The organism is Priestia endophytica, from assembly GCF_026790145.1.
Lineage (GTDB): Bacteria > Bacillota > Bacilli > Bacillales > Bacillaceae_H > Bacillus_I > Bacillus_I endophytica_A.
Window position 1 is genome coordinate 402166 of the sequence record NZ_JALAMS010000018.1, and the last position, 24977, is coordinate 427142.

A 24977-nucleotide genomic window follows, 5' to 3' on the forward strand; every position below is an offset into this window, starting at 1 on the left:
TTTCTTATTACAAACTGACTTGTTTAAATTGAAGAAAAAGAGAGCAAAGGATGTGTTGCTCTCTCAGATAAACTCACAGTTGTTACACAGATTGAACACTGTTGTTTGCTTTTTTAGCTTTGAAACGGACAAAAGTAAACATTGAAAGAAGAAATAGAAAAAGGATAACGCCAACAATCTCGAAGTCTATTTCTGCCCATGGATTGAAGAATGTAAAAGCAAGATAGAAAGAAACGCTGTAGGCGAGTACAACGATGACCCAGCCCATAAGGCGTGAAGCCGCTTGACCAAATTTGCTTGAGTCTTTGACCATTTTGTGTACAACAAAAGAATCAATTGTATCTGTAATCATCATGCCAACCATAAAAACTAAACCTAATAATAACGGAGTGTACGCGCTTGAATTGCCAGCAGCTAACGTCCATACAGCTGTTTGACTCACCGTTTCGGCTGCTAGGGCAAAAAGAGCACCAATAAGAATAATAAGAAGCGGATTTGTTGTTCCTTTTGCAAGCCTTGGAATGAATTTCCCTTTTAACCCACTAAGCTGAAATTCTTCCTTACTACTTCTTGTTCGAATCAAATTGTACGTATTTAATGTCCCAATTAAAAATAAAGATAAAATAGATACCCAAGAAGCAAAGGTGTCAAAGGATGATGGGAACGTAAAATTACTCATCACCATTCCTAAAACTCCAGCAGTTAATGCGACAACGCCCCCATGTCCAAATGAAAATAATGTACCAACCCATCTTGAGAAAGGACTTTTCATCCTCCAGTTATACCTTGTTTGACCATCAATAAAAGCTAAATGGTCTGCATCAAGCCCATGCCTTAATCCTAAAACAAATACAAATGCAAAAAGTGATAAACCTTCCAATTTTGTAGCCTCCTTTAATAAAAAATCCCCAACCATTTCTAGGGTTGAGGAAAATATGTATAACAAATAAGCAGCACAAATAAACAATGCTAAATATGTATACACTACTCTCTTTCCTAGAAGATCCTAGCGTACAGATTAGGTAGGTATCCTGGCTCTGAAATCATCATTTTTCGCCGCCTTCCCTAACAGAGTTGTTAAGTGGCCTCTGGTGAAAAACTCCTTCATAACAGTGGCTGGACCGCCCAAGATTTTCACTTGGTTCCCTGTTACCTCCCACTTTTAAAAAAGTAAGAGCCCCTAAACTGTGAGTTAATTATCATTTTTATATGCTTTTTTTGGTAGTATACCATATTTTTGTAAAAGTTAAATCCTACAAATGAATCTTTTTCTTTTTAAAGGTCTAGCATACTTCTACACTACTGATACTATGGATAGAAAGGAAGAAAGGAAGAAAGGATGATAATCGATAAAAAACGTCCTCATTATTCAAGGGAATTCAAATTCTTATTAAAGTATCAAGAACGAGCATTGAACAGCGGCATACGAGTAAGGTAAAGAAGTGGACATGTTTTAATGAAAAAGAGCATTCTTAAATTTTGTAGATTAACATCTGTTCACATTACAACCATTGGTGCTCTTAAGTTATTAAATAGTTAGAAAATGTTCATCATCTTGGCTAACAAGGAATATAAACAGAATGGAAATCTAATTTACAAACCTCTTCCTTTTTTACATCATTCCTTTTAATATGAATATAACGGGATTAGAAAAGGGATGGGATAAAAGTGTCAATTAAATTAGAAAATAAAGTAGAAGTTCAAAAAGCATTGAATTCAGACTGTACAAGCTGTTTTGGTTTATGCTGTGTTGCATTGCCATATGCAAAGTCAGCTGATTTTCCCTTTGATAAAGATGGGGGAACACCTTGCCGGAATTTGCAAGATAACTACTTGTGCGGCATTCATGATAACTTAATGAAGGAAGGCTTTCGCGGTTGTGTTGCTTATGAATGTTTTGGAGCAGGTCAAAAAGTATCTAGAATTATATATAAGAGGAAAGAGTGGAAAGGAAATAAACAATATGCTGAACAAATGTTTAGCGTCTATCCGATTGTTCAGCAGCTTCATGAAATGCTTTCCTACTTATATGAAGCAATGAGCTATAGGGAAACAAAATCTATTCATGCTGAGCTAAGAGAGATGTTCAGAGAAACGGAAAAGATGACAGAACAATCTCCAGAAGAAATTTTACATATAGATGTTGCAGGGCATAGAGCAAAAGTAAATACACTGCTTTTACAAACAAGTGAATTAGTCCGCCCGCAAGTCACTCATAAGAAAAAACGAAAGTATAGTAGCGATTATATAGGGGCTAAGCTTAGGAAAGCAAAGCTTAAAGGGGAGAATCTAAGAGGAGCACTCCTTATTGCAGCAGATCTTAGGGAAGCAGATCTTCGTTTTACAGATTTGATTGGAGCAGACTTTAGGGATGCAGATCTTAGCGGGGCAGATTTGACGGGAAGTCTTTTTCTTACTCAAGCACAAGTAAACGCAGCAAAGGGAAATAGTCATACAAAGTTGCCACCAATATTAAAAATACCAGATCATTGGAAAAAGCGTAAGAACTTCTAAAAGTTCTTACGCTTTTTTATTTTAATAGCTTGTAGAGAAGCTAGAGAAGAGGATAGGAGGACTTTCTATATAAAAATGTGACAAGTATTAAAAAATTTTCATAGAGTATAGAAGCTAGAATAGAAATGAGGCATGCTATGGAAAAACGAAATGTTTTTATTGAAATGTTTTTAATTCTTATTACAGCGTGGTGGTCTATGGTTCTAGTAGTAAATGACAAGTTGTTTCATAACCGTCCTGAATTTTTTTATACGTTTCAGGAAATTGGTAATGAAGCAAAGTGGGCAAGTATTTTTATTTTAAGTTTGATTTCTCTCATTCTTGGACTCGTATGGAGAAAAGCGTGGATGCGTAAAATATCACTGCTTTCATCAACGTTTCTGTATGGAATGATGGCAGCAGGATTTATTCTAGCAAAGCAACCCTTAAACACGGGAGTAGGCGTTTATTTTGCAATAGCTCTCCTTGCTTTATGGGGAACAAGAGATGTGAAAGACGATGAATAAGATTGAGTCATTAACGGAAAGTGTTGCAAAACTTGAAAATCGAATGAGTGAAAAAGATAAAGAAATTACGGCGCTTACGATTCAGAAAGAAACGATTTTATACAAGCTTGAAATCATTCAAAAACAGCTTGATACAATTGAAAACTCCGTGAAAAAAGGAGTTGGCTGGCACAGCTTTTTTGTGGATTTTCTAAAAGTGGCCGCCCAAGTTGCTGCTCTTGTTGCAGCAGGAAAATTTTTTCTTTAATTCTAAAACTTTATAAAATGTTTATAAATCCCTCCTATACTGACGTTAGGAGGGATTTTCTTATGAAAAATACAATTTTAAATGTCCAAAACGTATCTAAAAAAATGAAAAAACGCTCGTTATTAAAGGGAGTGTCGTTCAGTGTTAAAGGTGGAGGCATCTGCGGGTTATTAGGGCCAAATGGAGCTGGGAAGACAACGCTTATCCGCATGCTAACAGGCTTAATTAAACCAACAGAGGGCAAAATTTTATTAAATGGAAAAAACATTATGACAGATCGTAAAGAAGCGTTAAAGGAAGTAGGAGCAATCGTTGAGTCACCGATTTTCTTTCCGTATATGACAGGAGGAGAAAACCTTCATAATCTAGCACGTCTTCATATTAGTTCTAAAAGTGAACGTGAAAAAAGAGTATGTGAAGTGCTTGAGATTGTTGGATTAACAGGACGGGAAGATGATAAAGTTCGCACTTATTCGCTTGGCATGAAGCAGCGATTAGGAATTGCGCAAGCTCTTTTAGGAGATCCTGAACTTCTTATATTAGACGAACCAGCAAACGGACTTGATCCCATTGGAGTAAGAGAACTACGCGAGCTTTTATTCAAGCTAAAGGAGGAGTATGGAAAAACAATTTTAATTTCGAGCCATTTGCTTGATGAATTACAGCGCGTTTGTGACCAGATTGTTGTGATTAGAGAAGGAGAGCTGATGTGGAACGGAGATTTAAATGAATTTGCAGCTGAAAATCAAAATTTAGAAGATGCGTTTGTGGAGTTGGTGTCACGATGAAGGCATTAATTTTAGCGGAATGGGAGCGACTTTTTAAACGGAAATTAACGTGGGTTGTGTTGGCGATGGCGCCTGCTGGACTACTTGTTGCTGCTTCGTATTTGCAGAAGCAAAACGGGCAGCTAAGTCCTGACTTACCAGAATATACGTTCACAGGAAACTTTGCTGTACTTGGGTTATCTGAGATGTTATTTACCGCATTTAATGCGCTTTTACTTGTTTTTATTACGTTGATGATTACAGAAGAATACCGAACAGGACAGCTGCGCATGTTGATGATTCGGGCCCGTTCGCTTGGTGAGCTTGTCACAGCTAAAGTGCTCGTTATACTGGTCTTCTTGTTTCTCTTTTTTATCATCTATTTTTTGAGTAGTTATTTGATAGGATTCTTTTTCTTTGATAATCAGGCAAACTATGCTGTTTTCTATCATAACGAGTTGTTTAGCTTTAAAGAAGGCTTAATTTATAATATTGAGTTCTATGGGCTGTCATATATGACGACCGTTGCAATTGGGGCTGTACTAGTATTTATTGCCGTTATTAGTAAAACAACGACAGCAGCCATTGGAGGAGGAGGAGGTTTCTTGCTTTTCTCATTCTCTTATCCTTATATGTTAAAAGTATTTAGTGGATTTATTGATCAAGTAACGGTTGCAAAATTCTTTTTCACATCAATTCCGATGATTCAACATGAAGGTATTACAACGATGATTGCTGAAAAACCACAGTTTGTTTTATGGAATCTAGGAGTGATGGGATTTTATATTTTGTTTTTCAGCACGCTAACATTTTTAACACTTCGAAAAAAAGAAACATTTTTATAAAAGGAGAGAGCAGAAATGAAACAATTAATTTGGAGTGAACTAGAAAGAACTTTCAAACGAAAAAAGACTATTATTATGCTTGTTGTTTATCTGTTGTTGCTTGGGTTTGAATGTTTGTTTTTATTTGCAATGGGAGGAACCACTTTCTTCGATCCTGAACATGATGTAAAGATGGATTCGCTAAATTCTTCCTCCCTTTATTTACGAGATTTAGCTTTCTTTCTTACATTTATTCTCATTCCAATGCTTGTTGTGGATAGTTTTAACGGGGAATATGCGTCAGGGGCACTGCGCCTTGTATTAATTCGTCCTCAGTCACGTTTACAGCTGTTTTTAGCGAAGTGGTTTATTCAATGTTTTCTGTTTTTCGGTGTGTTAGTTATTACAGGTGTAACCGGGTTTTTGTTTGGGAAAATTGTGATGCCGAATGTAGAACATACGATATTTTTAGGTGGGCATAATGTAGATACGATGGGAGCATTTCTCTATACGCTTAAATTTTACGGCATTGCGTTTGCTATTTTTCTCACAATTATTACACTTGCTAGCTTAGTGAGCGTTCTTATGCCAAATGCCATTCTTTCATATGTTGGATTAATCGCTATATTAATTGGGAGTGTCTATGCGTCAGATCAGCTTCTTTTCTTCTTTTCAATGACCGATTCGATTTTTTATCAACTAAGCGGTACAAGTTCAGATAACTTTTTATTCCTTCTATTTCCAATATTGGGACTTAGCATTATAATAAATATAACCGTATGGAAGAAAAAAGAATGGATAGGATAAGGATAAAATGCAAGAAAAAATTCTACTTGTGGATGATGAGAAAGAAATTATCTCGTTTATGAGAGATGCCTTAGAAGATGAAGGATATGATGTGCTATGTGCCTATGATGGAAAAGAGGCGCTCACCAAACTAAAAGAACGGCCAGATCTTATTCTTTTAGATGTGATGATGCCTGAAATGGACGGATTTGAGCTTTGTGAACTTATCCGTAAAAATGTCTCTTGTCCGATCTTGTTTTTAAGTGCAAAACAAACAGAGCAAGATCGGATCAAAGGCCTTTTAGTTGGAGGAGACGACTATTTAATAAAGCCATTTAGCATGAAGGAGCTGAAGATGAGAATTTATGCTCATTTGAGGCGAGAGAAGCGGACGGAAAGTACGGTATACAATCGACTTCATTTTGGCTATTTAACAATTGACTTAGACGGCTATCAAATTTTATACAACAATGAAAAACTTCCATTTACATCAAGAGAGTTTGAGCTTCTGCATTTTCTAGCGCTTCATCCAGGACAAGTGTTCACACGAGAGCAGCTGTATGAAAAAATTTGGGGATATGATGCAGAAGGAGACTCTTCAACAGTGACAGAGCATATAAAAAAAATTCGCGCTAAGCTTTCTAAATATAAAGGATGCAGAGATTATATTTCAACAGTGTGGGGAATTGGCTATAAATGGGTAAGTTGAAGAGACGGAAAAAGAGCGCAAGTCTAAGAACCCAGCTCGTTACGTCTTTTCATCTTGTCCTCTTATTTAGTATACTTGCGACCATTATTACAGCAGGAGCTATTGTGCTATGTGCGATTATCTTCCTTATTCCGAACGGATTGAATCCTGCTAACTACTATGAGAAAAAAATCCCGGATGTGCTTGCATTTGTTCAAAAACATGAAAGTGATGTGACATCCCGAAGTTTTCAAAGCAGACTTGAAAAAGAAATTCCAACAGAAGGGATTGGCTATCAAGTTCTGAATAAAGAAGGAAATGTTGTATACGGTTCAATTGAAAAAACGTATATCGGAAGTAAACGAGAATTGTATTCTAAGCTGAACAGTGATATCCATGATGGTACGTATTTTGTTAAACTTTATCCACTGTTTAATAGAGAAAAAGAAGTGAATGGTGCTGTTTTGTTGCGCTACAAATTAACGCTTGCTTCTTCTAATCCAAAGGACCGTTTGTTTATTGTAGGTGCAACGGTTTTATTATTTAGTAGTCCTTTTCTATATTTCTATCTTTTTTCGTATCTGTTTGGACGTCGCTTTAGCCGGAAAATTGAGAAACCGTTCAACGAGCTTATTGATGCATCTCATAAAATTCAGCGTAACGACTTGGAGTTTTCGCTACCAAAAGTTCAAGAATCGAGAGAATTAGATCAGCTTGTTCATGCATTTGAAGACATGAGAGTTGCGCTTAAAGAGTCACTAACACGTCAATGGAAGCTTGAAGAAGACCGAAAAGAAATGACAGCAGCGATTGCTCATGATTTGAGAACCCCGCTTACGATCATTCATGGTCATACAGAAGGACTTCTTGAAGGAAGTAAAAACAATCCAAAGCGGCTTGATGATTATTTACAAACCATTTTTAGAAATACAGTTCGTTCCATTCGCTTACTTGATCAGCTTCGCGATGTTTCCTTCCTAGAGAATATTACGTTTTCTGTAAAAAAGGAACCGATTAATATTAGAGAATTTGTTGAAGCAAAAGGGAACGAATTTGAGCTTTTAAGCAAGAAAAAGAGCATTTATTTCTCTTATACAGTTCACGGTGCGCAGGAAGTCCTCTATACTGATCCACATCTCATTGCGCAAGTTTTTGACAATGTAATCACAAACTGTATTCGCTACACTCCTTGGGGCGGAAAGATTAGCTGGGATATTACGATCCACAATGAGACCGTTTTATTTGAAGTGAAAGATAGCGGACCTGGGTTTGCGCAAAATCATAACAAAAAGCTGTTTGAAAAGTTTTACCGAGAAGATCAATCAAGAGGAAATACAGAAGGAAATGCAGGGCTTGGCCTTTATATTGCGCACTCTATTGTCAAAAATCACAGCGGAGAAATTGAGGCTTATAATCATAAAGAAGGTGGAGCATATATTAAAATAGAGCTTCCGCTTACATAACCGTTTTTCACGCCGTGTTTGAATTTCTCCTAGTAAGGTTAAAGAAAAAGTACAACTATCTACGAAAATACGAAAGAAAATATAATAGAATACTTCAAAAAAGGGAGGAAGAAAAAATGGCGAAAACGAGACATAATGATTATAAAGAAGAAGAACGGATAAAAAATGAACCTTCAAAAGAATCCGAAGTAAAAGACCGAACAGAGTTAGACAAATTTGAAAGCCAACAAAACGTCGATCATATTCCACTTGAAGAGGTTGAACTAGATCAGAAAGACGAAAAAAGAAAGCACCGTACAAAGGATTCTTCTTCGACTGAGAAGAAGCACAAATAAGAGAAGCGGTTGCTGCATTAGCAGCCGCTTCTTTTATTGTATTAACGTTTGGTTTTTCCATCAATATCACATATGATAAAAACAACAGGACGCCAAGAGGTGATGGGATGAATGCAAAAGAAAAAGCGCTAGCATTTGCAACCAAAATGCATGGAGAACAAAAAAGAAAAGGAAGTTCCCTTCCGTATATTGTTCACCCTATCGAGGTGAGTAAAATATTAGAAGAAGCAAACTTGCCAGAAAGTGTTGTAATCGCGGGTCTTCTTCACGATACGGTTGAAGATACAGAGGCCACATTAGATGACATTAAGGCTCTTTTTGGAAAAGAAGTAGCATCTCTTGTTGGGGCTCATACGGAAGATAAGTCTAAAAGCTGGGAAGAGCGTAAAGCTCATACAATTGCCGTGGCAAAAAGCGGGTCATTACTTGTAAAAGCTCTTATTGCAGCTGATAAATTATCAAATTTACATTCGCTACAAAAAGACTACAAAGAGCAAGGAGAGGAAGTGTGGATACACTTTAAACGGGGATACGAAAAGCAAAAATGGTATTATCTGAACGTTGCTCATAATCTTTTTATTGGTTTAAAGGAAGAGGAAGTGCCTCTATTTTTTTATAAGTTTAAAGAAAAAGCAGAGAGTTTTTTTTAGAAATAAAAGGCAACAAGAAAAGAAAAGCACGAAAATGCACCTTAGAGGAGTTAAATTATATTTTGAATACCCACTACTTCAAACAACTCATAAGAGAGTGAAGTAGTGGATATTTTAATTCGCAAAATATAACCAAAATGCAAATAAATAACTAAAAAAGCATGGGATGTGATACGATAAAAAAACATCCAGAAAATCTAAAATGAAAGCGTTTTATATAAAGATGAAAGGAGAGGTTGCAGTGAAGGCAAATCCAATATTCAAAGGGATTATCCCACCAATTCCAACTATTTTATATGAAGATGGACGCATTGATGAAAAAGGAATGAAAAACCTAATTGATTTCTTAATTGAATCAAATGTTGATGGACTTTTCTTTTTAGGTTCTGGAGGGGAATTTAGTCAAATGTCAGCAGGGCTAAGAAGAGAAGTAGCGGAGTTTGTGATTCCTTATGTAAACGGTCGTGTTCCCGTTCTGATTGGTACAGGCACGTCAAGCACAATGGAGACGATTTCTTTGAGCGTTCATGCACAAGAAAAGGGAGCTGACGGTATTGTTGTTATTAACCCTTATTATTGGCCCTTAACTGAAGAAGGTCTTTTTGAGCATTATAGTGAAATTGCGCAAAATGTAGATCTCCCCATCATGCTATATAACTTTCCTTCATTAACAGGAACAGATCTATCTCCTGATTTAGTGTTGAAGCTAGCTCAAGCACATCCAAATATCGTTGGAATTAAAGATACCGTTGACGCTGTAGGGCATACAAGAGAACTCATTTTAAAAGTGAAAAAAGAGAAACCTAATTTTGTCGTTTTCTCAGGGTATGATGATCACTTATTTAATACGCTAGCTTTAGGAGGAGATGGCTCAATTCCGCTCTCAGCAAGTTTTGCTCCAGAACTATCTGTTGGAATTTATAGAGCTTTTCAAACAGGAGACTACGAAAAAGCGATTGAGCTTCATCGTCAACTTGCTCCTTTACCGCTTTTATATAAATTAGACTCGCCCTTTATGAATGTTGCCAAAGAAGCCATTCGTTTAAGAGGGATAGAAGTGTCAACAGATGTATTAGCTCCAACCCGCAAGCTTAGCGAAGAGAAGAAAAAAGAGTTGAAATCACTCTTAACAACGTTTCTTGGTGATTCTATTGTGTTATCTTAAGTTTTTTAATAGAGTAACAACAAAGACTCAGAGCTTTTAGCTTTGAGTCTTTGTTGTTTAGGATTTTAATTTTAGAATTCGATACTTAAAGAGAATGGTGATGACAAAATTAAGAAAAAAGTGGGCGATGATTGGTGCTAAAATATTACTTGTTTTCACATATACCCAACCAAATGCAAGACTTGGTAATAAAATATTAAAAAGCATAAGAGGCTTTTTAAAATATTGAACATGAAGAGCTAAAAATAGAAGAGAAGTAATAAAAATCCCGCCCCAGCTTTCTTCTATATAAAGAAGAAGTAAATTTTGAACAATCCCTCTAAATAAAAGCTCTTCAAACAATGATCCAAAAAGAAAAAGAGAAAGTAGTGCTGATATAGAAGATGTTTGGTATTGCTTATTCTGATTATCAATGTAATGAGAAGGAATTAAAATTGTTAAAAGAATACCAAATAAGATAAGTCCTATCGTTGTTGTAATCGTCATGGTCATAAGTGTAGCGGGGTTATGAAATGATAAAAATTGATCTAGCGTCAAAACATCAAAAATAATTAACAGTGTGATCGCTGCTACGCCCATTAAAGTAAAAGAGGCAAAAACAAAAACAGCGTCTTTTAAATTTAGCTCTTCTTTTTCAATCTTTGAATGATTTTGTACTGTGCTCATATATGACCTGCTTTCTTGATGAATTTTATATATAGTAAAACCTATATCTTCATATTCTAACAGAAAAAGGATGATGAGAGGGTCCAAAGTTTAAGATAGTAAGGATAGATTACAAGATTTTTGTTCAATCTGTTCTAGAAAAAGCTAGTCTGCAAAGCCTAGGTTTCTATACCTTTTCTTAGGCATCTACAAATTTCCCTCCATAAATTACTTCTTTCAAAAGAGAAACTTCTTCGCCTTCTTCTTCGACTCTTATTAGGGGGCCATATTTGAGATAAGTTTAAGAGCATTATAAAGGAATTAATTAACAAAAGTTAAGTTAACTTAACTATAAGAGAGATATTCTTTACTGTCAACTCATTTTTTAAATATCATTTGAATTTAGAGAACAACAAAAAATGAAAAACCGTATAGAAATGTATATAAATTTCCATAAACTAAGCACAAGGTCTTTTTATATGGTATGCTAATATGCGTTCCTGAAAAATTTGACATTACAATCGAACTACTTTTATAATTGATTAAGTTAACTTAACTAATTGCGGAAGAAATTACTTCTCTAGCATTTTGCTAAAAAGTAATGAAAATAGCGTTATAAAAGGAGCGTAAAAAAGTGTTGTCGGAGTATCAAAAGATTATTAAACAAATGAACGATGCCTTTGAAGAGTTTGGAGTATTAATTGCTAATGAGACGAAAAAAATTGATCAGTTTGACTTAACAATGCAGCAAGATCTCATCTTAGCTTATATAGCTAAGCATTTAAACGTAACAGCAAACGAAATTGCTCATTCGTTCGGTATTACGAAAAGTGCTGTAAGTCAAGTTCTCTCAAAACTTGAACAAAATAAAATGATTATACGAGCGGTCAACCCACAAAATAAGCGAGAATCTTTTATATCATTAGGAGAAAATGGAGAAAAGTATGTCTCTTTGCTCCAAGAATTGGACATAAAGCTTATTAAGAACTATTATTCAAAAGTGAACTTAGATGATTTAACACATATGACACGAACAATGGAAAAAATTAATGAAGTTATTAAAGAAGAAAATGAAACAACTCAGAAAAAAGGTACATTACATAGAGAATAGTACTGGAGGTTTAACTACGCTTTGATTTATATACCCAACATGATTACAATCGGAAATTTTATTTGTGGAATTTTAGCTATTCACTCTTTATTATTTCACCACGTTCATTCAGCTGTTATGCTGATTTTTACAGGAATGTTTTTTGATCTTTTTGATGGTCTAGCTGCCCGCAAGCTTAATGTTGTTTCAGAAATCGGCAAAGAGCTGGATTCTTTAGCTGATCTTGTCACATTTAGCGTTGCGCCATCAATGCTTGCCTACAGTGTGTCATTATATGAGCTGCCGCTTATCGGTCTTTTATGTGCACTTGCTTTCAGTGTTTGTGGAATGCTTCGTCTTGCCCGTTTTAATGCTGAACAAAGCAAACTATCAACATTTATTGGAATGCCTGCTCCATTCGCTGCGATTTGTCTTGTTGTGCTAAGTTTTGTACATAACCCAGTGATTCTAGCCATTGGGACGTGTATTCTTGCTTATCTTATGGTAAGTCGAGTCAAATTCCCACATTTCAAGAGCCAAGCCCCTGAAAACGTGGAGATGCAAGGATGGAACTAGTCGAGCATCTTATTACACACTATGGCTATATTGCTGTTTTTTTGATGCTTACGCTCGGAATTGTGGGTTTACCCATTCCTGATGAAGTATTAATGACGCTCATTGGGTACTTTACACATGTTGGTACGCTCAACTATGAACTTGCTATTGTTATTAGTTTTACAGGTGCTCTATTAGGAATGATAATTAGCTACCTTATTGGAAGAAAAGCAGGTCGTCCTTTTATTGATAAGTATGGAAAGTGGGTTGGTTTAAAAGAAAAACGAATGGATAAAGTGGAAACATGGATGAAGAAATATGGGCCATATTCGCTTATCCTTGGCTACTTTATTCCGGGTGTGCGCCATGTGACATGCTACTTTTCAGGCATTACCCGGATGAATTTAAAAACATATCTCTTATTTGTGGCCATTGGTGCTTTCTTATGGTGCTTTGTTTTTATTACAATTGGAAGAATTGCCGGTGTTATTCGATTTTAAGATAGTTACGGAGTGAAGCGTTCTAAGTTGAAAAACTTAGGGCGCTTTTTTTGTGGATTGGTTGAAGGTGTTAATAATATTTTTCTATCATTAGCATTAAGTCTTTAATAATATTAAATTTTTGATAGGGAATATTGCCCTTTTTTTGAAAAATATATTAACAAAATTAGGAGTATTGTATATAATTATCTTTGTTACATAATTTTAGGAGGTTTATGCATGAAAAAGGTCATTATGGCAGCAGTTCTATCTTTTGCACTCTTTCTATCTTTTATTGGTGTTCAACCATCAAGTGCTAAAGCCCAGTCTGCTCACAATCCAGTTGTATTTGTACATGGTATTGGAGGAGCTTCTTATAATTTCTTCAGTATTGAAAACTATTTAAGATTGCAAGGATGGGATAGAAGTCAGTTCTATGCCATTGATTTCTACAACAAAGCAGGTTCTAACTCCACAAACGGACCACAGCTTGCAACGTACATTGATCGCGTTCTAAGAGAAACAGGATCAGATAAAGTTGATATTGTAGCTCATAGCATGGGAGGAGCAAATACGCTTTATTACATCAAGTATCTTGGTGGCGGGGACAAAATTGAGAATGTTGTTACTTTAGGTGGAGCTAACGGTCTATCTTCTTCAGTAGCATTGCCAGGTACAGATCCTAACCAAAAAATCTTATATACTTCAATCTACAGCATAAATGATGGAATTGTTCTTCCTAGTCTTTCTCGATTACAAGGAGCAAGAAACATTCAACTTTATGGCATCACTCATATCGGTTTATTGGCAAATAGTCAAGTAAACGGATATATTAAAGAAGGATTAAATGGTGGAGGCTTGAACACAAATTAAGCTAATGCCACAATAAAAAACTGCTTCTACTATATTAGTAGAGCGGTTTTTTGTTGTGGCAAAGTGTTATTCTGTCATTTTCCGATACTGAACATATGAATAGAGAGTTGGAATAAGAACAACAGCAAGAATAATAGAGATAATCAGAGGAAATAACAGTTGTTCTGGAACAAACGGAGTTACGAAGAATAAAAGACCTCCTAGGATAAACAGTTTTGAACCAAGTCTGTGTGTTTTTCTCCATACTTGCTCATTGCTGAGTGTCCAAGCAGTTCTAATCCCAATAAAAAAGTTAGGTTTTACCGTTTGCATGTAGTTTCCTAAAATAATAAACAAAATACCAACAAGGATAGGAGTAATTGTTGTAACATTTAAGTTATATCCAAGGCTTGCAAGAAGAACGGAAATATTAAGAAGAAACAAAACCAACATAATAGCAAGCGTGATAATTCGATACGAGCGTGAAAACTTTTGATAGTTTTGTTTCCGAGGATCCATTTTAGGGGAAAGCACTAAAACCGCATACAAGAACATCAAGATTCCATTGTGAGTAAACGCTGCTTGTAGCTTAGGTGCGTAAGAATTTACAGTTCCATCAACTCCCCACTGCATCGGAATTTGAGAGGGTAGCTTATTGTAGAGGATCACCCAACATAAGATGGAAAGTGACATAATGATAAGAGGGAAGACGTGTTTTTTCATTTCTTTTCATCTCCTTTTTCAACAAAATCAAGGGCCCAGCTCACAAGTTCTTGGAAAACAGTCGCATTTAAAGAATACACAACATACTGACCTTTTTTTTCATCTGAAACAAGGTCGGCATTTTTCAAGATTTTTAAGTGCTGAGAAATGCTAGGCTTTGACATATTAAATTGTTCTGCAATTTCTCCAGCTGTCATATCTCTTTCTTTTAAGAGAGATAAAATTTTACGACGGGTCCCATCAGCGAGAGCTTTAAATGCGTTGTTCATAAGGTGAGTCCTTTCTTCGGTATTTAGTTAATTAAGTATTTACTTAAATACTAAACTAAAAGGAATTCTTTGTCAATAGGCGAAAACCGGTGTCCTTCTATAAAGAATACCGGTTTTTAGTGAAACATTATTCTTCTTTTAATAGCGTGCTGCTTGATACGCGTTCATCAACATTTTTTGAAACGTTTGTTTTATATTCTAAATTGCGATCATAGTCCATTTTAAAAAGGCATGAATATAAAATATCTAAGAGGAGATGAATCGAGTTATTTGTAGAATATGTAGCGATTTTCGAATAAAGTTTTTCACGCGTTGAAATGGACATGGCACAATCCGAGAGCTTTCTTAAGCTGTTTTCTCCAATACTTGTGAGAGAAATAATAGGAGTGCGGTTTCTTTTTAAAATGTTCGCGATTTTTAAAACTTCTTCTGTTTCTCCAGAATAGGAAATTAAGATTGCCGCATGCTGAGGCGTCGAATTGGATGCTACAAATGGTTGCTCTTCAGGTACACTCATAATGTCAACATACTTGTTAATACGAAGCATTTTATGTTTGAAATCATATGCCATAATAAGGGAGTTGCTAATCCCGTAGATGCTAATATGCTGTGCTTTGTGAAGAAGTTCAACAGCTTTTTGTAGCTCTGTATGCTTTAAAAGGGACAGCGTATCTTCAATTGATTCTGAGGCAAGATGTCCAATTTTCGCAGCCACATTTATAAACGTATCATTTGTATCAAATGGATAGTTTGGATCAATGTTAGAAAAGTGCTGATTCAAATAGTGAAGCTCTTCAAGATATTTTTCTTTTAATTCATTCCACCCGCTAAAGCCTAATTTTTTAGACAAGCGAACAGCTGTTGAAGGGGAAGTATAGGTAGCTTTTGCTAAATCTTTTGTTGAGAGACTTTCAATATTTTCTTTCTCCTGGAGAATAAATTTCGCTAATATTTCTTCTGATTTTGATAAAGAGTCCATTGATTCAAGTTTATTCGAAATAATCATTGTGCAACATTCCTTCTATATGTGAAAGTTAATCGTTTTCAAAACGGCATTCCAAAAATATGTGCTTATTATTCATTAAAATTAAAACGGCATTTCAAAGTTACTGTAAGCCATTTCATTAAAAGTAGCGTTGTTCTATTATTAAAGTATAACATTTCACAATTAAAAAAACGGAATCACTTAGAAAAGGATTCGTTTTGTTTTTATAAAGGGAGGAAAACAACATGGCATTCAAAGAAAACTTTTTATGGGGCGGAGCCGTTGCTGCTCACCAAATTGAAGGCGGTTGGAATAAAGGCGGAAAAGGACCAAGTGTTGCTGATGTAATGACGGCAGGTGCGCACGGTGTGCCGCGTGAAATTACGGACGGTATTGTAGAAGGAAAATATTATCCAAACCATGAAGGCATCAACTTTTACGAGAATTATAAAGAAGATATTGCCCTATTTGCGGAGATGGGTTTTAAATGCTTCCGTACTAGTATTGCATGGTCACGTATTTTCCCTAAAGGTGACGAGCTGGAGCCAAATGAAGACGGCTTAAAGTTTTATGACGATTTATTTGATGAACTATTAAAGCATGGGATCGAACCTGTTGTCACATTAAGCCACTTTGAAATGCCGTATCATCTTGCAAAAGAATATGGTGGATGGCGCAGCCGTGACGTAATCGGTTTCTTCGTGCATTATGCAACAACAGTAATGGAACGTTACAAAGATAAAGTAAAGTATTGGATGACGTTCAATGAAATCAACAACCAAAAGAACACATCAAACCCAATTTTCTTATGGACATGCTCTGGGGTTAAATGTGAAGAAGGCGAAAATCCTGAAGAAGTGATGTACCAAGCTGTTCACCATGAGCTTGTTGCAAGCGCACTTGCTGTGAAAGCAGCTCGCAACATTAGCCCTGATCTTCAAGTAGGATGCATGGTGGCAATGGTGCCGATTTATCCGTACTCTTGTAATCCAGATGATATGATGCTGCAAGTCGAATCTATGCATGACCGCTGGCTCTTTGCTGATGTCCATTGCCGCGGCCATTACGGAGCTTATGCGTTAAAAGAGTGGGAGAGAAAAGGCTACAACATTAAAATGGAGCCTGGTGACGCGGAAATTCTTGCAGAAGGAACAGTAGACTATATCGGCTTTAGCTATTATATGTCAGACGCTGTGAAAACTGGAGTAAATGAAATTGATCCAACAAACATAGCAGGATCAAGCGCTAGCGTGAAGAACCCTCATGTCAAAGCATCTGACTGGGGTTGGCAGATTGACCCTGTTGGTTTACGCTATTCATTGAATATGCTATATGAAAGATATGAGCTTCCATTATTCATTGTTGAAAATGGATTTGGTGCCATTGATGTGAAGAATGAAGACGGTACTTGCGATGATGACTATCGCATTGATTATTTAGGAGCACATATTAAAGAAATGAAAAAAGCAGTTGAGCTTGATGGTGTTGACTTAATGGGCTATACTCCGTGGGGATGTATTGACTTAGTTTCTTTCACAACAGGAGAAATGAAAAAACGCTATGGCTTCATTTACGTTGATCGTGATAACGAAGGAAACGGCACATTAGAACGTTCAAAGAAAAAGTCGTTTGATTGGTACAAACAGGTAATTGCAACAAATGGAGAAGAAGTATAAGAATGAAGTAGAAAAAAAGTGGATGAAGCACTAGGCTTCATCCACTTTTTTTGTAGGTTGCTTCAAACCTTCTGTCTTTGTATAATAACCGCATGAGATCCTTTCTACAAACGATCTCATGAATGTTCCTAAAGTAAATGATGGAGTGAAAAATATGAAAAAATCAGAGAAATTAGCCTCCTAAAATTAAAAATTATATTTTAGGAGGAAGAGTCATGAACTTTCATCAAATTGATATTGAAAATTGGAATAGAAAAGAGCATTTCCATCACTATATGAGTGGAGCAAAATGTTCTTTCAATCTAACAGCGAACTTAGATGTGACGGAATTATTAGCGGCATTAAAAGATAAGAAGATTAAATTTTATCCTGCGTTTATTTATATGGTGACGCGAATCGTCAACAAGCATAGAGAATTTAGAACAACTTTTAATGAAAAAGGAATTCTCGGATATTGGGATGAAGTTGTCCCAAATTATACGGTTTTCCATAAAGATGCTGGGACTTTTTCTGCGCTCTGGACTGATTATTCTTCTGACTTCTCCACTTTTTATAAAAGTTATGAGTCTGATCTGAACGTATTCGGTCATCAAAAAGGATTATGGGTAAAAGAAAATGTCCCACCCCATACGTTCTCAATCTCTTCAATCCCATGGGTGAACTTTTCATCGTTTGAATTAAACTTATTTAATGGGGAAGATTATCTTCTGCCTATTATTACATGTGGAAAATATGCTTCTAACGGCAATCAAACATTACTGCCTATCTCAATACGAGTTCATCATGCTGTATGTGATGGTTATCATGTAAGTCTTTTTCTACATGATTTACAGCAACTTATTGATGATTATCTCGATTGGTTAGCCTAGAAAAGGCAAGATGAAAAAGCATCCATTACCTAATGGATGCTTTTTTGTTTTCTTAAGAATGCCACACTTCCTGTAGCGTATTTTTAAATACAGCATTCAGCTTAGGTGTAGGATCCTCAACTTTCAAATCCAAGCTTTTCGCATACGCTTCTAAACTCTCTAATTCATAAGATAGAAAATCATTAATAACGTGAATTTTAGGCTCTAAATCAAGCTCATCTCCAGCCATCTTCCGCTGAAGAAGAACGGTGATTTCCTCTTTAATTTCACCATCTGGCACTACTCCATCTAACAACTCTTGAAATTCTAACGGAGGAAACTCGTTAAATTGTTCAATCCAGCGTGACGCAAGAATGGGGCGAAGGACGTAAAAGTATTTTTTGATTTTTACTGTATCTCCTTGTAGAAACTCCTTAAAATTCTTTCTTGCCATATTTAAATAATGATAGATCGCTGACGTTGGAAGGAAAATCTCGTCTACTAGCTCACGAATTTGCTTCATCGTTGAAAACTTCTCATAATAGACAATCCCTGAATTTATCCATTCTAGAAGAGGGGGATTTCCTTTTCGAAATAGCTTGAGCGCTTTTGTAAGCTCCCAGCCGACAACGTCTAATTTATCATTAATAGGAAGCTCTATCACGTCTCGTCTTTTGCCAACGCCCATTGGATCAATCACTAAATAATCATGGGGGGGATGAACATAAATAAACCTGACGTCAAAGTCGCTATCTTTAGAAGGAAACCCCCACGCTCTGCTGCCAGATTCACAAGCATAGAGCACTTTTACATTGTAATTCTTTTCAATTTCCTTAAGTGTTTCGATAATGGTTGTTTCCACTGTCATTTTTTAAGCTCCATTCTATCCTTAAACTACCTCCATTATATACCAAGCGAAGAAGTTTTCGCTAAAAGGAATTGCTTATTTCTGCTATACTAGGGTATGATTAAATATCACATGACATTTTGCAGTAGGAGTGGTTTTTATCGATATTTTAGGCTGGATTGTTGTTAGTCTTGTATTTATAGTCGCATATGTAGGATTAATTTATCCGATTATCCCAAGCGTCTTGTTTATTATAGCGGGGTATCTTTTATATGGTCTGTTTTTCAGCTTTGAACAGTTTTCGATTCTATTTTGGATTATTCAAGCAATGTTCGTTATCTTGCTTTTTGTTGCCGATTACTTTTCCAACTTAGTTGGAGTTAAGCGCTATGGCGGTTCAAAAGCAGGGATATGGGGAAGTACGATTGGTCTTCTCGTTGGACCATTTGTGATTCCTGTTGTCGGCATTGTTGCTGGACCGTTTTTAGGAGCGGTCATTGCAGAACTTCTCGTACATAGAAAAAGCATAGGAGACGCAATGAAGGTAGGATATGGTTCACTTATCGGATTTTTAAGCAGCATTGTTGTAAAAGGTGCTCTCCAGACGATTATGATTGTGTATTTTATCTTTCAAGTACAGTGAAGACAACTCGGTAAAGAGTTGTCTTTTTATTTGTGCTAGAAAAGGGGAGAAGGGTTGTATTACAATAGAGATAGAGAACCTTGCATCTTAGATTGTAAAAACTTCCTTACTACAATAAGAACATGCAAGGAGGATAAAAAATGAAAACGTATTCAAAGTTTAGCATGCCAGAGTCTGTTTTTTATGGAAGAGACGCTTTAAAGCAGCTCGGAGATGAAGTTGCTACATATGGGAAGAGGGCGCTTTTAATTAGTGACCGGATTATGGAGAAAATCGGTCATGTCGGAAAATGCACGGATTTATTAGAAAGGGCAAACGTTACGTACTCTTCTTACTTAGATGTGAATTCAGAGCCTACAGACTCTCATGTGAAAGAAGCCCTTGATATTTGTGTGAAAGAAAAATGCGATGTTGTAATTGCCATTGGCGGAGGAAGTTGCATTGACGCCGCTAAAGCCGTTGCTGTTCTTGCCACAAACGGGGGAGGAATTAACGACTATCTTCACAGCACCTCTGCTCTTACAAAAGAACCGCTCCCACTTATCACGATTCCAACAACAGCTGGCACAGGTTCAGAAGTTACAAACGTAACGGTTATTACAAATACACAAGAAGATATTAAAATGATGATTAAACATCCTGCTTTTCTTCCAAAAGTCGCCATTGTAGATCCAGTCCTAACACGATCTACACCATCTTCTGTTACAGCTGCAACAGGCATAGACGCCCTTTGTCATGCGATAGAAGCGTACCTTTCTAAGAGGTCACAGCCGCTGACTGATAACTTAGCTCTTTCAGCGATTGAAGATATTTTAACGTATATTAAAAGAGCCTATGACAATGGAGAAGACATGGAAGCACGCGAGAAAATGGCAACAGCGTCAATGAAAGCAGGTCTTGCTTTTACAAATGCCTCTGTAACGCTTGTTCACGGCATGTCTCGTCCTATTGGTGCCCTATTTCATGTTCCGCATGGGATCTCAAATGCGATGCTGCTTCCTGCCCTATTGGAATTTACAAAAGAAGAGGCAACAGAGAAACTAGCGGTGATTGGGCGCCTTCTTTATCCAGAATCAAAAGCATTTCAGGATGAGAGACTGGCAGATTTAGTGATTTATAAAATCAAATTACTTTGCTCTGAGCTCAATATTCCGAATATGGAGAAATGGGGCATTGATAAAGAAAAGTTCCAAAAAGTTGTAGCTAAAATGGCGACGGATGCATTAGCGAGCGGAAGCCCGGGGAATAATCCTAGAGTGCCGTCGCATGAAGAGATTGTGGAGCTTTATTATACGTGCTATGAGTATGACTTTTCGGTGAGTGAAGAAATGTTGAAGTCTTGAATATAAAAAAAGCAAGGAAGTGCATCTTCCTTGCTTTTTATTTTGTCCAGTACGGAACTGTTGACTACGTTAACCGTATGATTATTTAAAGCTTTGCTGGAGGTGGATATATTGGCTGGCGTTATTCTGAGCTTTATTCTCTTTATCCCCCTGTATGCTGTTCTTATTTGGAGTTACTTCGATCCAGAAGAAAGCTTATTATTCGGGAAAAGATGGATGTATCAAGAAAATCCTGGGCCAACACCCGCTGCTATTCGCTATATTAAAGTCATGTCGTTCATAGGAATAGTAGGCCTGACATTAGTATTTATTTTCCTATTTATCAAATTTATCTAAAAAGATAACCACATTTTTAGTAAACTAGAAAGATAGACTGATTTACATGAAAGGAGTCAAATACAATGCCTCATAAAAAAGAAGATGAAGTAAATTTACTCAACCTTATCCGTATTGCAACAAACGCGGGAACTGAAATTTTAGGTGTATACGATTCAGAAGACATTGCACTAGAAACAAAAGCTGACGACTCACCGCTAACCTTAGCGGATAAAAAATCACATGAAGTGATCGCAGCTTCTCTTCAAAAAGAGCATCCAACAATTCCACTCCTAAGTGAAGAAGGTACACATCTTCCTTATCATGAGCGAAAAGAGTGGGATTACTTTTGGGTAGTCGACCCACTAGACGGAACGAAAGAGTTTGTTAAACGAAACGGAGAGTTTACCGTTAATATTGCGCTTGTACATAAAAATGTTCCGCTCATTGGTGTCATTTACGTTCCGGTTTGGGATACGGTTTATTTTGCGAAGAAAGGGTTTGGGGCTTATAAGCTAGAAAATTGTAAAGAAGTACTCGCAAAAGAAGCAGAATCATTCCAAGAAAAAGCAGAAAAGTTACCGTTAGCACAAGAAAGAAAAGGCTTAAATGTAGTTGCTAGCCGCTCACATATGTCAGAAGATACAAAACAATTTGTAAAAGAACTAGAAAAAGAAGCGGAAGAAGTAAATATTGTTTCTGCCGGAAGTTCCTTAAAGTTTTGCTTAGTTGCAGAAGGAAAAGCAGACGTTTATCCACGCTTTGCTCCAACAATGGAATGGGATACAGCTGCAGGACATGCAATTGTTGAAGAAGCAGGAGGAAGAGTTACAAAACAAGATGGAACGCCGCTCTTGTATAATAAAGAGGAGTTAGTTAATCCTTGGTTTGTTGTGGAGAGAACAAAGGAGAATGTTGTTAAATAGGTAGATATAGAAGGAGAAATCAGATAAAAATTTGTGGTTTCTCCTTGTTTTTTTATTAGTGCGTACACTTTATAATCATCAGCTAAGCGTGGTATTGCTAAAGAAAGTTGCTTCAATTATGATAGAATTACAAAAAGCAGTGATCCCTGTCCTGCTTTTTATTTCTTCTCCGTTGAAGGCCTCGCTTGGCTCATAAGATAAATAAAAACGAAGAGAAGGAAACTTTAAAAGGAACTAAAGGTGATAAAATGTTAGATTTACAAAACTATTTTAGTGTATTTGATAAATACGCACATGATTTTTTAGGAATGGACGAAGAGAATCAACTTCAATTTGAATTGATTTTATCTAGTGAATATATGACGAGTCAGTCTGCTGAATTTGATCCTAAGTTAAAACCAGTAGAAGTTGTTATTCCATACATAGTAGATAGCGGGTATAAATATATTCTTCAGGAATCCTATAGCTTGATGTATATTGATGATGAAGAAAAGGAGAAGGCTACTTCCTGTCCAATCTGTTCGTGTGAAGCTCATCTGATGACAAAAGTAGAAGAAGAGGATGAGGAAGCGATCATCTATGCTCATCGCTGTGATTTTTCTCCTGAATCTATCATGAATGTAATTCAAGAAGTGAAAGAAGATGAAGTCTTACAAGAAAGTGAAGACGATCTTCAAGGCTTGCAATTAGAATATAATGAGCAAGGGCAAGTTGGATTTAGTTTCAACGGTGCTCAGTACGTAGCCGTCAATGAAGGTGTATTTCATTACCACTTTTCTGCTGATGAAATCCATTGCTATTTCTGCAGTAAAGGGGAGCCTGTGGAAGAGATTGAAGGGGGACAAGGGGTTATCCAACTCTGTCCTGTTTTAACTAAACATCGAGATAAAATTCTTAAGATGTTGAATGTCTAAATTATAAAATTAGGAAAATGAGTATTTAGGTTAAGTACCAAAAGTTAAAGATGTTTGAACTTTGTTTGAAAAGTGTGATCGAGCATCTCTTCATAATTCCATTTAAAGATGATAAACAAGGGAACCAGAGACTAGAACATCATTTCATCTCTGGTTCTTTTATTTTGAATTAGGGCGTTAACATTACAATTTTTAAAATTACAGGAGAGTTACTATGTCAAAATATAAATATAGATTTAAAGAGAAAAGGGAACGCATCATTATCGACTTATCCCAAAGTCATTTAGAAAACAGCTTTCTTATTGAAATTTCATTGGGATCAGATATTTTAGCAAACTTTAATGATATTGAAGAGAAGTTTATTGCTTATTTAAAAGTCCTAACAGGAGAAGAAGAGATGTACAAAGGAGGAGGAAATACAAGTATAATTCGAGCATATGAAAATTTCGCTTTATTCGAGAGCCTATTTCCTGATGGGGAAGAGGAAGTTATTTGTGCAATAGAAACGATAGAGTTTATGAAGATACTACTGGCTTGGGCCCAGGAAGTTTTTAAGTGTGATAGGAAATATGAAAGGATAAGTGAGGAACAGTTAAAAGAGCAGATGCTATGGTTAAGAGAAGCATGGACAGAGATTAACAAATATGGAGAAAACGCGGAGGGAATTAAGTATTAATTATGAAGCTTTATTATATCGACGAATACATAGGAGAAATCACAAATATAGAAGGTGAAGGATTTTGGATGAGTGGAAGACTTCATCCTACCAAAAACATAGTGAAGTTTACAGATTTGTTTGTAGCCTTAACTGATGAAGATAATGAGTTCCGTCCAGAACAATATGAAGAAGCATGGATGGATGATACTAATTGGTTTGTGGTTGATGAAAAAGAGAATAAGCGTGGGATTGATTTACCTGCTGTTTATTTTTTAAGAGATATTTGGTGGAAATGGAGATAAGTATGTATTAATTGATATTAAAACATACATAGCTCTAATAGATGATAAAAAAGCTTCCTATCCTAAACCCGCTCTTCCTATAAATAGAGAGGAGAAGCAAGAATAACAAAGTGAAAGAAGTTTAGAAAGGGAATGGAAATGTTTATTCAATATGATGAGTATGAATTACTTGAATTTTTTCAAGATGAACCAGTAAGCGTAGGGGATGATATACGTGCTGGTATTCTTTTGTATGTATATGAAGATAACAACAATTTTAAATTGGTGTTTACGCTAGATGTTTATCGAAAAGTGTGCACTATTAGTATTACATATAAAGATTATTCGGTTTTTGATGGAGAGTTCCTCAATGTTACAGAAATACGCAAAAGAGAGCGAGATTTGATTATTCGTATAAAAGGAATGGAGAAAGTAAAGATAAAGTTTTTTAAGCAACTTGGAGTCGAATTGTTATAGAAGTTGGAGAGATGTTCAAAGTGAATTTAAAGTTAATAGAATGTGAGCAACAACCAGAAATCACCTAGGTGAAAATTAATGAAACAAAACACTAACAAACTCTTTAAAACAGGAGTGTATTTCATGGAGAAACAAGGAAGTATTTCAATATGGCTAGGAAATCTTAAGGGAGAAAGAGACTTAGAGGAATATGTTGCTTTGAAATATAACGAGGATGGAGATTCTATTCCTTCTCCATTTTTTAGGGGTTTTCATATTAACCAGTATGAAACAGACGAAGATTTCTTTGAAGTGGAATGGTTAGGAGAGAGCAGCAAAGATATTTCTAAGCTGTTGGAAGGCATATCATACGAGGAAGTCATTATTCCTAAAGTTAAGAAATACAGCGAACTTAAAAAAACATATAACTCTATTATTCTTATTTATCACTTTGCGTATAGCGGTGAGGTACATAGCTCAGGGAAGTTTGATTTTATTTTATGTACTAACTACAACTAAACGATGGA

Annotated in this window: 32 protein-coding genes and 1 riboswitch; of the genes, 26 read left to right on the plus strand and 6 right to left on the minus strand. The window is 36.1% G+C overall.

Going from position 1 to position 24977, the window contains the following annotated elements; translation table 11 throughout:
• Nucleotides 1–82: 82 nt before the first annotated feature.
• Nucleotides 83–880, minus strand: a complete 798-nt coding sequence (locus MOC86_RS15735; protein ID WP_268585006.1) for a sodium:proton antiporter — start codon at nucleotides 878–880, stop codon at nucleotides 83–85.
• A gap of 123 nt (nucleotides 881–1003) precedes the next feature.
• Nucleotides 1004–1199, minus strand: a riboswitch (cobalamin riboswitch).
• Between the two features lie 469 nt (nucleotides 1200–1668).
• Here MOC86_RS15735 and MOC86_RS15740 point away from each other — a divergent pair.
• The 11 genes from MOC86_RS15740 (at nucleotide 1669) to MOC86_RS15790 (ending at nucleotide 9945) form a co-directional block, all read left to right on the plus strand.
• Entirely contained in the window at nucleotides 1669–2514 is an 846-nt protein-coding gene (locus MOC86_RS15740; protein WP_268585007.1) for a pentapeptide repeat-containing protein, read from the plus strand.
• A gap of 137 nt (nucleotides 2515–2651) precedes the next feature.
• The gene (locus tag MOC86_RS15745) at nucleotides 2652–3020 is read left to right on the plus strand and encodes a hypothetical protein (protein WP_268585008.1); all 369 of its coding nucleotides are present in this window, start codon (nucleotides 2652–2654) and stop codon (nucleotides 3018–3020) included.
• Nucleotides 3013–3267 (plus strand): hypothetical protein, encoded by a 255-nt coding sequence (locus tag MOC86_RS15750; RefSeq protein WP_243510135.1) that lies wholly within the window; start codon nucleotides 3013–3015, stop codon nucleotides 3265–3267. Before MOC86_RS15745 ends, MOC86_RS15750 begins: the two co-directional genes overlap by 8 nt.
• Before the next feature lie 62 nt (nucleotides 3268–3329).
• Nucleotides 3330–4055 carry an ABC transporter ATP-binding protein gene (locus tag MOC86_RS15755; protein ID WP_268585009.1) on the plus strand — a complete coding sequence of 242 codons (726 nt, stop codon included), beginning with the start codon at nucleotides 3330–3332 and terminating at the stop codon, nucleotides 4053–4055.
• Nucleotides 4052–4879 (plus strand): ABC transporter permease, encoded by an 828-nt coding sequence (locus MOC86_RS15760; protein ID WP_268585010.1) that lies wholly within the window; start codon nucleotides 4052–4054, stop codon nucleotides 4877–4879. The genes MOC86_RS15755 and MOC86_RS15760 overlap by 4 nt, the downstream gene beginning before the upstream one ends.
• A gap of 15 nt (nucleotides 4880–4894) precedes the next feature.
• Complete coding sequence (locus MOC86_RS15765) at nucleotides 4895–5665, plus strand: ABC transporter permease (protein ID WP_268585011.1); 771 nt, start codon at nucleotides 4895–4897, stop codon at nucleotides 5663–5665.
• Nucleotides 5666–5672: 7 nt separating this feature from the next.
• Nucleotides 5673–6353 (plus strand): response regulator transcription factor, encoded by a 681-nt coding sequence (locus tag MOC86_RS15770; RefSeq protein WP_268585012.1) that lies wholly within the window; start codon nucleotides 5673–5675, stop codon nucleotides 6351–6353.
• Nucleotides 6341–7795: a sensor histidine kinase gene (locus tag MOC86_RS15775; RefSeq protein WP_268585013.1), complete on the plus strand. Its 1455-nt coding sequence runs from the start codon at nucleotides 6341–6343 to the stop codon at nucleotides 7793–7795. The genes MOC86_RS15770 and MOC86_RS15775 overlap by 13 nt, the downstream gene beginning before the upstream one ends.
• Nucleotides 7796–7911: 116 nt before the next feature.
• Nucleotides 7912–8130, plus strand: a complete 219-nt coding sequence (locus tag MOC86_RS15780) for a hypothetical protein (protein ID WP_061805866.1) — start codon at nucleotides 7912–7914, stop codon at nucleotides 8128–8130.
• 107 nt (nucleotides 8131–8237) lie between these two features.
• The gene (locus MOC86_RS15785) at nucleotides 8238–8780 is read left to right on the plus strand and encodes an HD domain-containing protein (RefSeq protein ID WP_268585014.1); all 543 of its coding nucleotides are present in this window, start codon (nucleotides 8238–8240) and stop codon (nucleotides 8778–8780) included.
• A 241-nt stretch (nucleotides 8781–9021) separates the two neighbouring features.
• A complete protein-coding gene (locus MOC86_RS15790; RefSeq protein ID WP_268585015.1) occupies nucleotides 9022–9945 on the plus strand; it encodes a dihydrodipicolinate synthase family protein in 924 nt (307 codons plus the stop codon).
• 57 nt (nucleotides 9946–10002) lie between these two features.
• On the opposite strand, the gene MOC86_RS15795 is transcribed toward MOC86_RS15790, so the two are convergent.
• On the minus strand, nucleotides 10003–10611 hold the full coding sequence (locus tag MOC86_RS15795; RefSeq protein ID WP_268585016.1) for a CPBP family intramembrane glutamic endopeptidase: 609 nt from the start codon (nucleotides 10609–10611) through the stop codon (nucleotides 10003–10005).
• A gap of 613 nt (nucleotides 10612–11224) precedes the next feature.
• Between MOC86_RS15795 and MOC86_RS15800 the strand changes: the two genes are divergently transcribed.
• The 4 genes from MOC86_RS15800 (at nucleotide 11225) to MOC86_RS15815 (ending at nucleotide 13587) form a co-directional block, all read left to right on the plus strand.
• Nucleotides 11225–11701: a MarR family winged helix-turn-helix transcriptional regulator gene (locus MOC86_RS15800; RefSeq protein WP_243510111.1), complete on the plus strand. Its 477-nt coding sequence runs from the start codon at nucleotides 11225–11227 to the stop codon at nucleotides 11699–11701.
• A gap of 21 nt (nucleotides 11702–11722) precedes the next feature.
• A complete protein-coding gene (gene pssA / locus MOC86_RS15805; protein ID WP_268585017.1) occupies nucleotides 11723–12256 on the plus strand; it encodes a CDP-diacylglycerol--serine O-phosphatidyltransferase in 534 nt (177 codons plus the stop codon).
• On the plus strand, nucleotides 12247–12735 hold the full coding sequence (locus MOC86_RS15810) for a DedA family protein (protein WP_268585018.1): 489 nt from the start codon (nucleotides 12247–12249) through the stop codon (nucleotides 12733–12735). The genes pssA and MOC86_RS15810 overlap by 10 nt, the downstream gene beginning before the upstream one ends.
• A 219-nt stretch (nucleotides 12736–12954) precedes the next feature.
• Nucleotides 12955–13587: an esterase/lipase family protein gene (locus MOC86_RS15815; RefSeq protein WP_268585019.1), complete on the plus strand. Its 633-nt coding sequence runs from the start codon at nucleotides 12955–12957 to the stop codon at nucleotides 13585–13587.
• Between the two features lie 66 nt (nucleotides 13588–13653).
• Here MOC86_RS15815 and MOC86_RS15820 read toward each other — a convergent pair whose 3' ends face one another.
• The 3 genes from MOC86_RS15820 to MOC86_RS15830 form a co-directional block, all read right to left on the minus strand.
• Entirely contained in the window at nucleotides 13654–14289 is a 636-nt protein-coding gene (locus tag MOC86_RS15820; RefSeq protein WP_268585020.1) for an SdpI family protein, read from the minus strand.
• Nucleotides 14286–14558, minus strand: coding sequence for an autorepressor SdpR family transcription factor (locus MOC86_RS15825; protein ID WP_268585021.1), 273 nt, complete (start codon nucleotides 14556–14558; stop codon nucleotides 14286–14288). The genes MOC86_RS15820 and MOC86_RS15825 overlap by 4 nt, the downstream gene beginning before the upstream one ends.
• Nucleotides 14559–14685: 127 nt before the next feature.
• A complete protein-coding gene (locus MOC86_RS15830) occupies nucleotides 14686–15564 on the minus strand; it encodes a MurR/RpiR family transcriptional regulator (protein WP_268585022.1) in 879 nt (292 codons plus the stop codon).
• A 224-nt stretch (nucleotides 15565–15788) separates the two neighbouring features.
• On the opposite strand from MOC86_RS15830, the gene MOC86_RS15835 reads away from it, so the two are divergent.
• Together MOC86_RS15835 and catA are read left to right on the plus strand one after the other, a co-directional pair.
• Nucleotides 15789–17219: a 6-phospho-beta-glucosidase gene (locus MOC86_RS15835; protein WP_268585023.1), complete on the plus strand. Its 1431-nt coding sequence runs from the start codon at nucleotides 15789–15791 to the stop codon at nucleotides 17217–17219.
• Nucleotides 17220–17434: 215 nt separating this feature from the next.
• Nucleotides 17435–18088 carry a type A chloramphenicol O-acetyltransferase gene (gene catA, locus MOC86_RS15840; RefSeq protein WP_268585024.1) on the plus strand — a complete coding sequence of 218 codons (654 nt, stop codon included), beginning with the start codon at nucleotides 17435–17437 and terminating at the stop codon, nucleotides 18086–18088.
• Nucleotides 18089–18140: 52 nt separating this feature from the next.
• Here the strand turns inward: catA and MOC86_RS15845 are convergent, their stop codons facing one another.
• Nucleotides 18141–18935: a nucleotidyltransferase domain-containing protein gene (locus MOC86_RS15845; RefSeq protein ID WP_419146644.1), complete on the minus strand. Its 795-nt coding sequence runs from the start codon at nucleotides 18933–18935 to the stop codon at nucleotides 18141–18143.
• Between the two features lie 139 nt (nucleotides 18936–19074).
• Between MOC86_RS15845 and MOC86_RS15850 the strand changes: the two genes are divergently transcribed.
• From MOC86_RS15850 to MOC86_RS15890, 9 genes are all read left to right on the plus strand, one after another.
• Nucleotides 19075–19557, plus strand: coding sequence for a DUF456 domain-containing protein (locus tag MOC86_RS15850; RefSeq protein WP_268585087.1), 483 nt, complete (start codon nucleotides 19075–19077; stop codon nucleotides 19555–19557).
• Nucleotides 19558–19697: 140 nt separating this feature from the next.
• Entirely contained in the window at nucleotides 19698–20900 is a 1203-nt protein-coding gene (locus tag MOC86_RS15855) for an iron-containing alcohol dehydrogenase (RefSeq protein WP_268585025.1), read from the plus strand.
• Between the two features lie 102 nt (nucleotides 20901–21002).
• Nucleotides 21003–21236 carry a hypothetical protein gene (locus tag MOC86_RS15860; RefSeq protein ID WP_268585026.1) on the plus strand — a complete coding sequence of 78 codons (234 nt, stop codon included), beginning with the start codon at nucleotides 21003–21005 and terminating at the stop codon, nucleotides 21234–21236.
• Nucleotides 21237–21301: 65 nt separating this feature from the next.
• Nucleotides 21302–22141, plus strand: coding sequence for a 3'(2'),5'-bisphosphate nucleotidase CysQ (gene cysQ, locus MOC86_RS15865; RefSeq protein WP_268585027.1), 840 nt, complete (start codon nucleotides 21302–21304; stop codon nucleotides 22139–22141).
• 185 nt (nucleotides 22142–22326) lie between these two features.
• Nucleotides 22327–23055: a hypothetical protein gene (locus MOC86_RS15870; RefSeq protein WP_268585028.1), complete on the plus strand. Its 729-nt coding sequence runs from the start codon at nucleotides 22327–22329 to the stop codon at nucleotides 23053–23055.
• Nucleotides 23056–23269: 214 nt separating this feature from the next.
• A complete protein-coding gene (locus tag MOC86_RS15875) occupies nucleotides 23270–23731 on the plus strand; it encodes a hypothetical protein (RefSeq protein WP_268585029.1) in 462 nt (153 codons plus the stop codon).
• Nucleotides 23732–23733: 2 nt separating this feature from the next.
• Nucleotides 23734–24015, plus strand: a complete 282-nt coding sequence (locus tag MOC86_RS15880) for a hypothetical protein (protein WP_268585030.1) — start codon at nucleotides 23734–23736, stop codon at nucleotides 24013–24015.
• A gap of 138 nt (nucleotides 24016–24153) precedes the next feature.
• Complete coding sequence (locus MOC86_RS15885) at nucleotides 24154–24471, plus strand: hypothetical protein (protein ID WP_243510052.1); 318 nt, start codon at nucleotides 24154–24156, stop codon at nucleotides 24469–24471.
• A 123-nt stretch (nucleotides 24472–24594) separates the two neighbouring features.
• Nucleotides 24595–24969 carry an immunity 22 family protein gene (locus tag MOC86_RS15890; RefSeq protein ID WP_268585031.1) on the plus strand — a complete coding sequence of 125 codons (375 nt, stop codon included), beginning with the start codon at nucleotides 24595–24597 and terminating at the stop codon, nucleotides 24967–24969.
• Nucleotides 24970–24977: the final 8 nt, after the last annotated feature.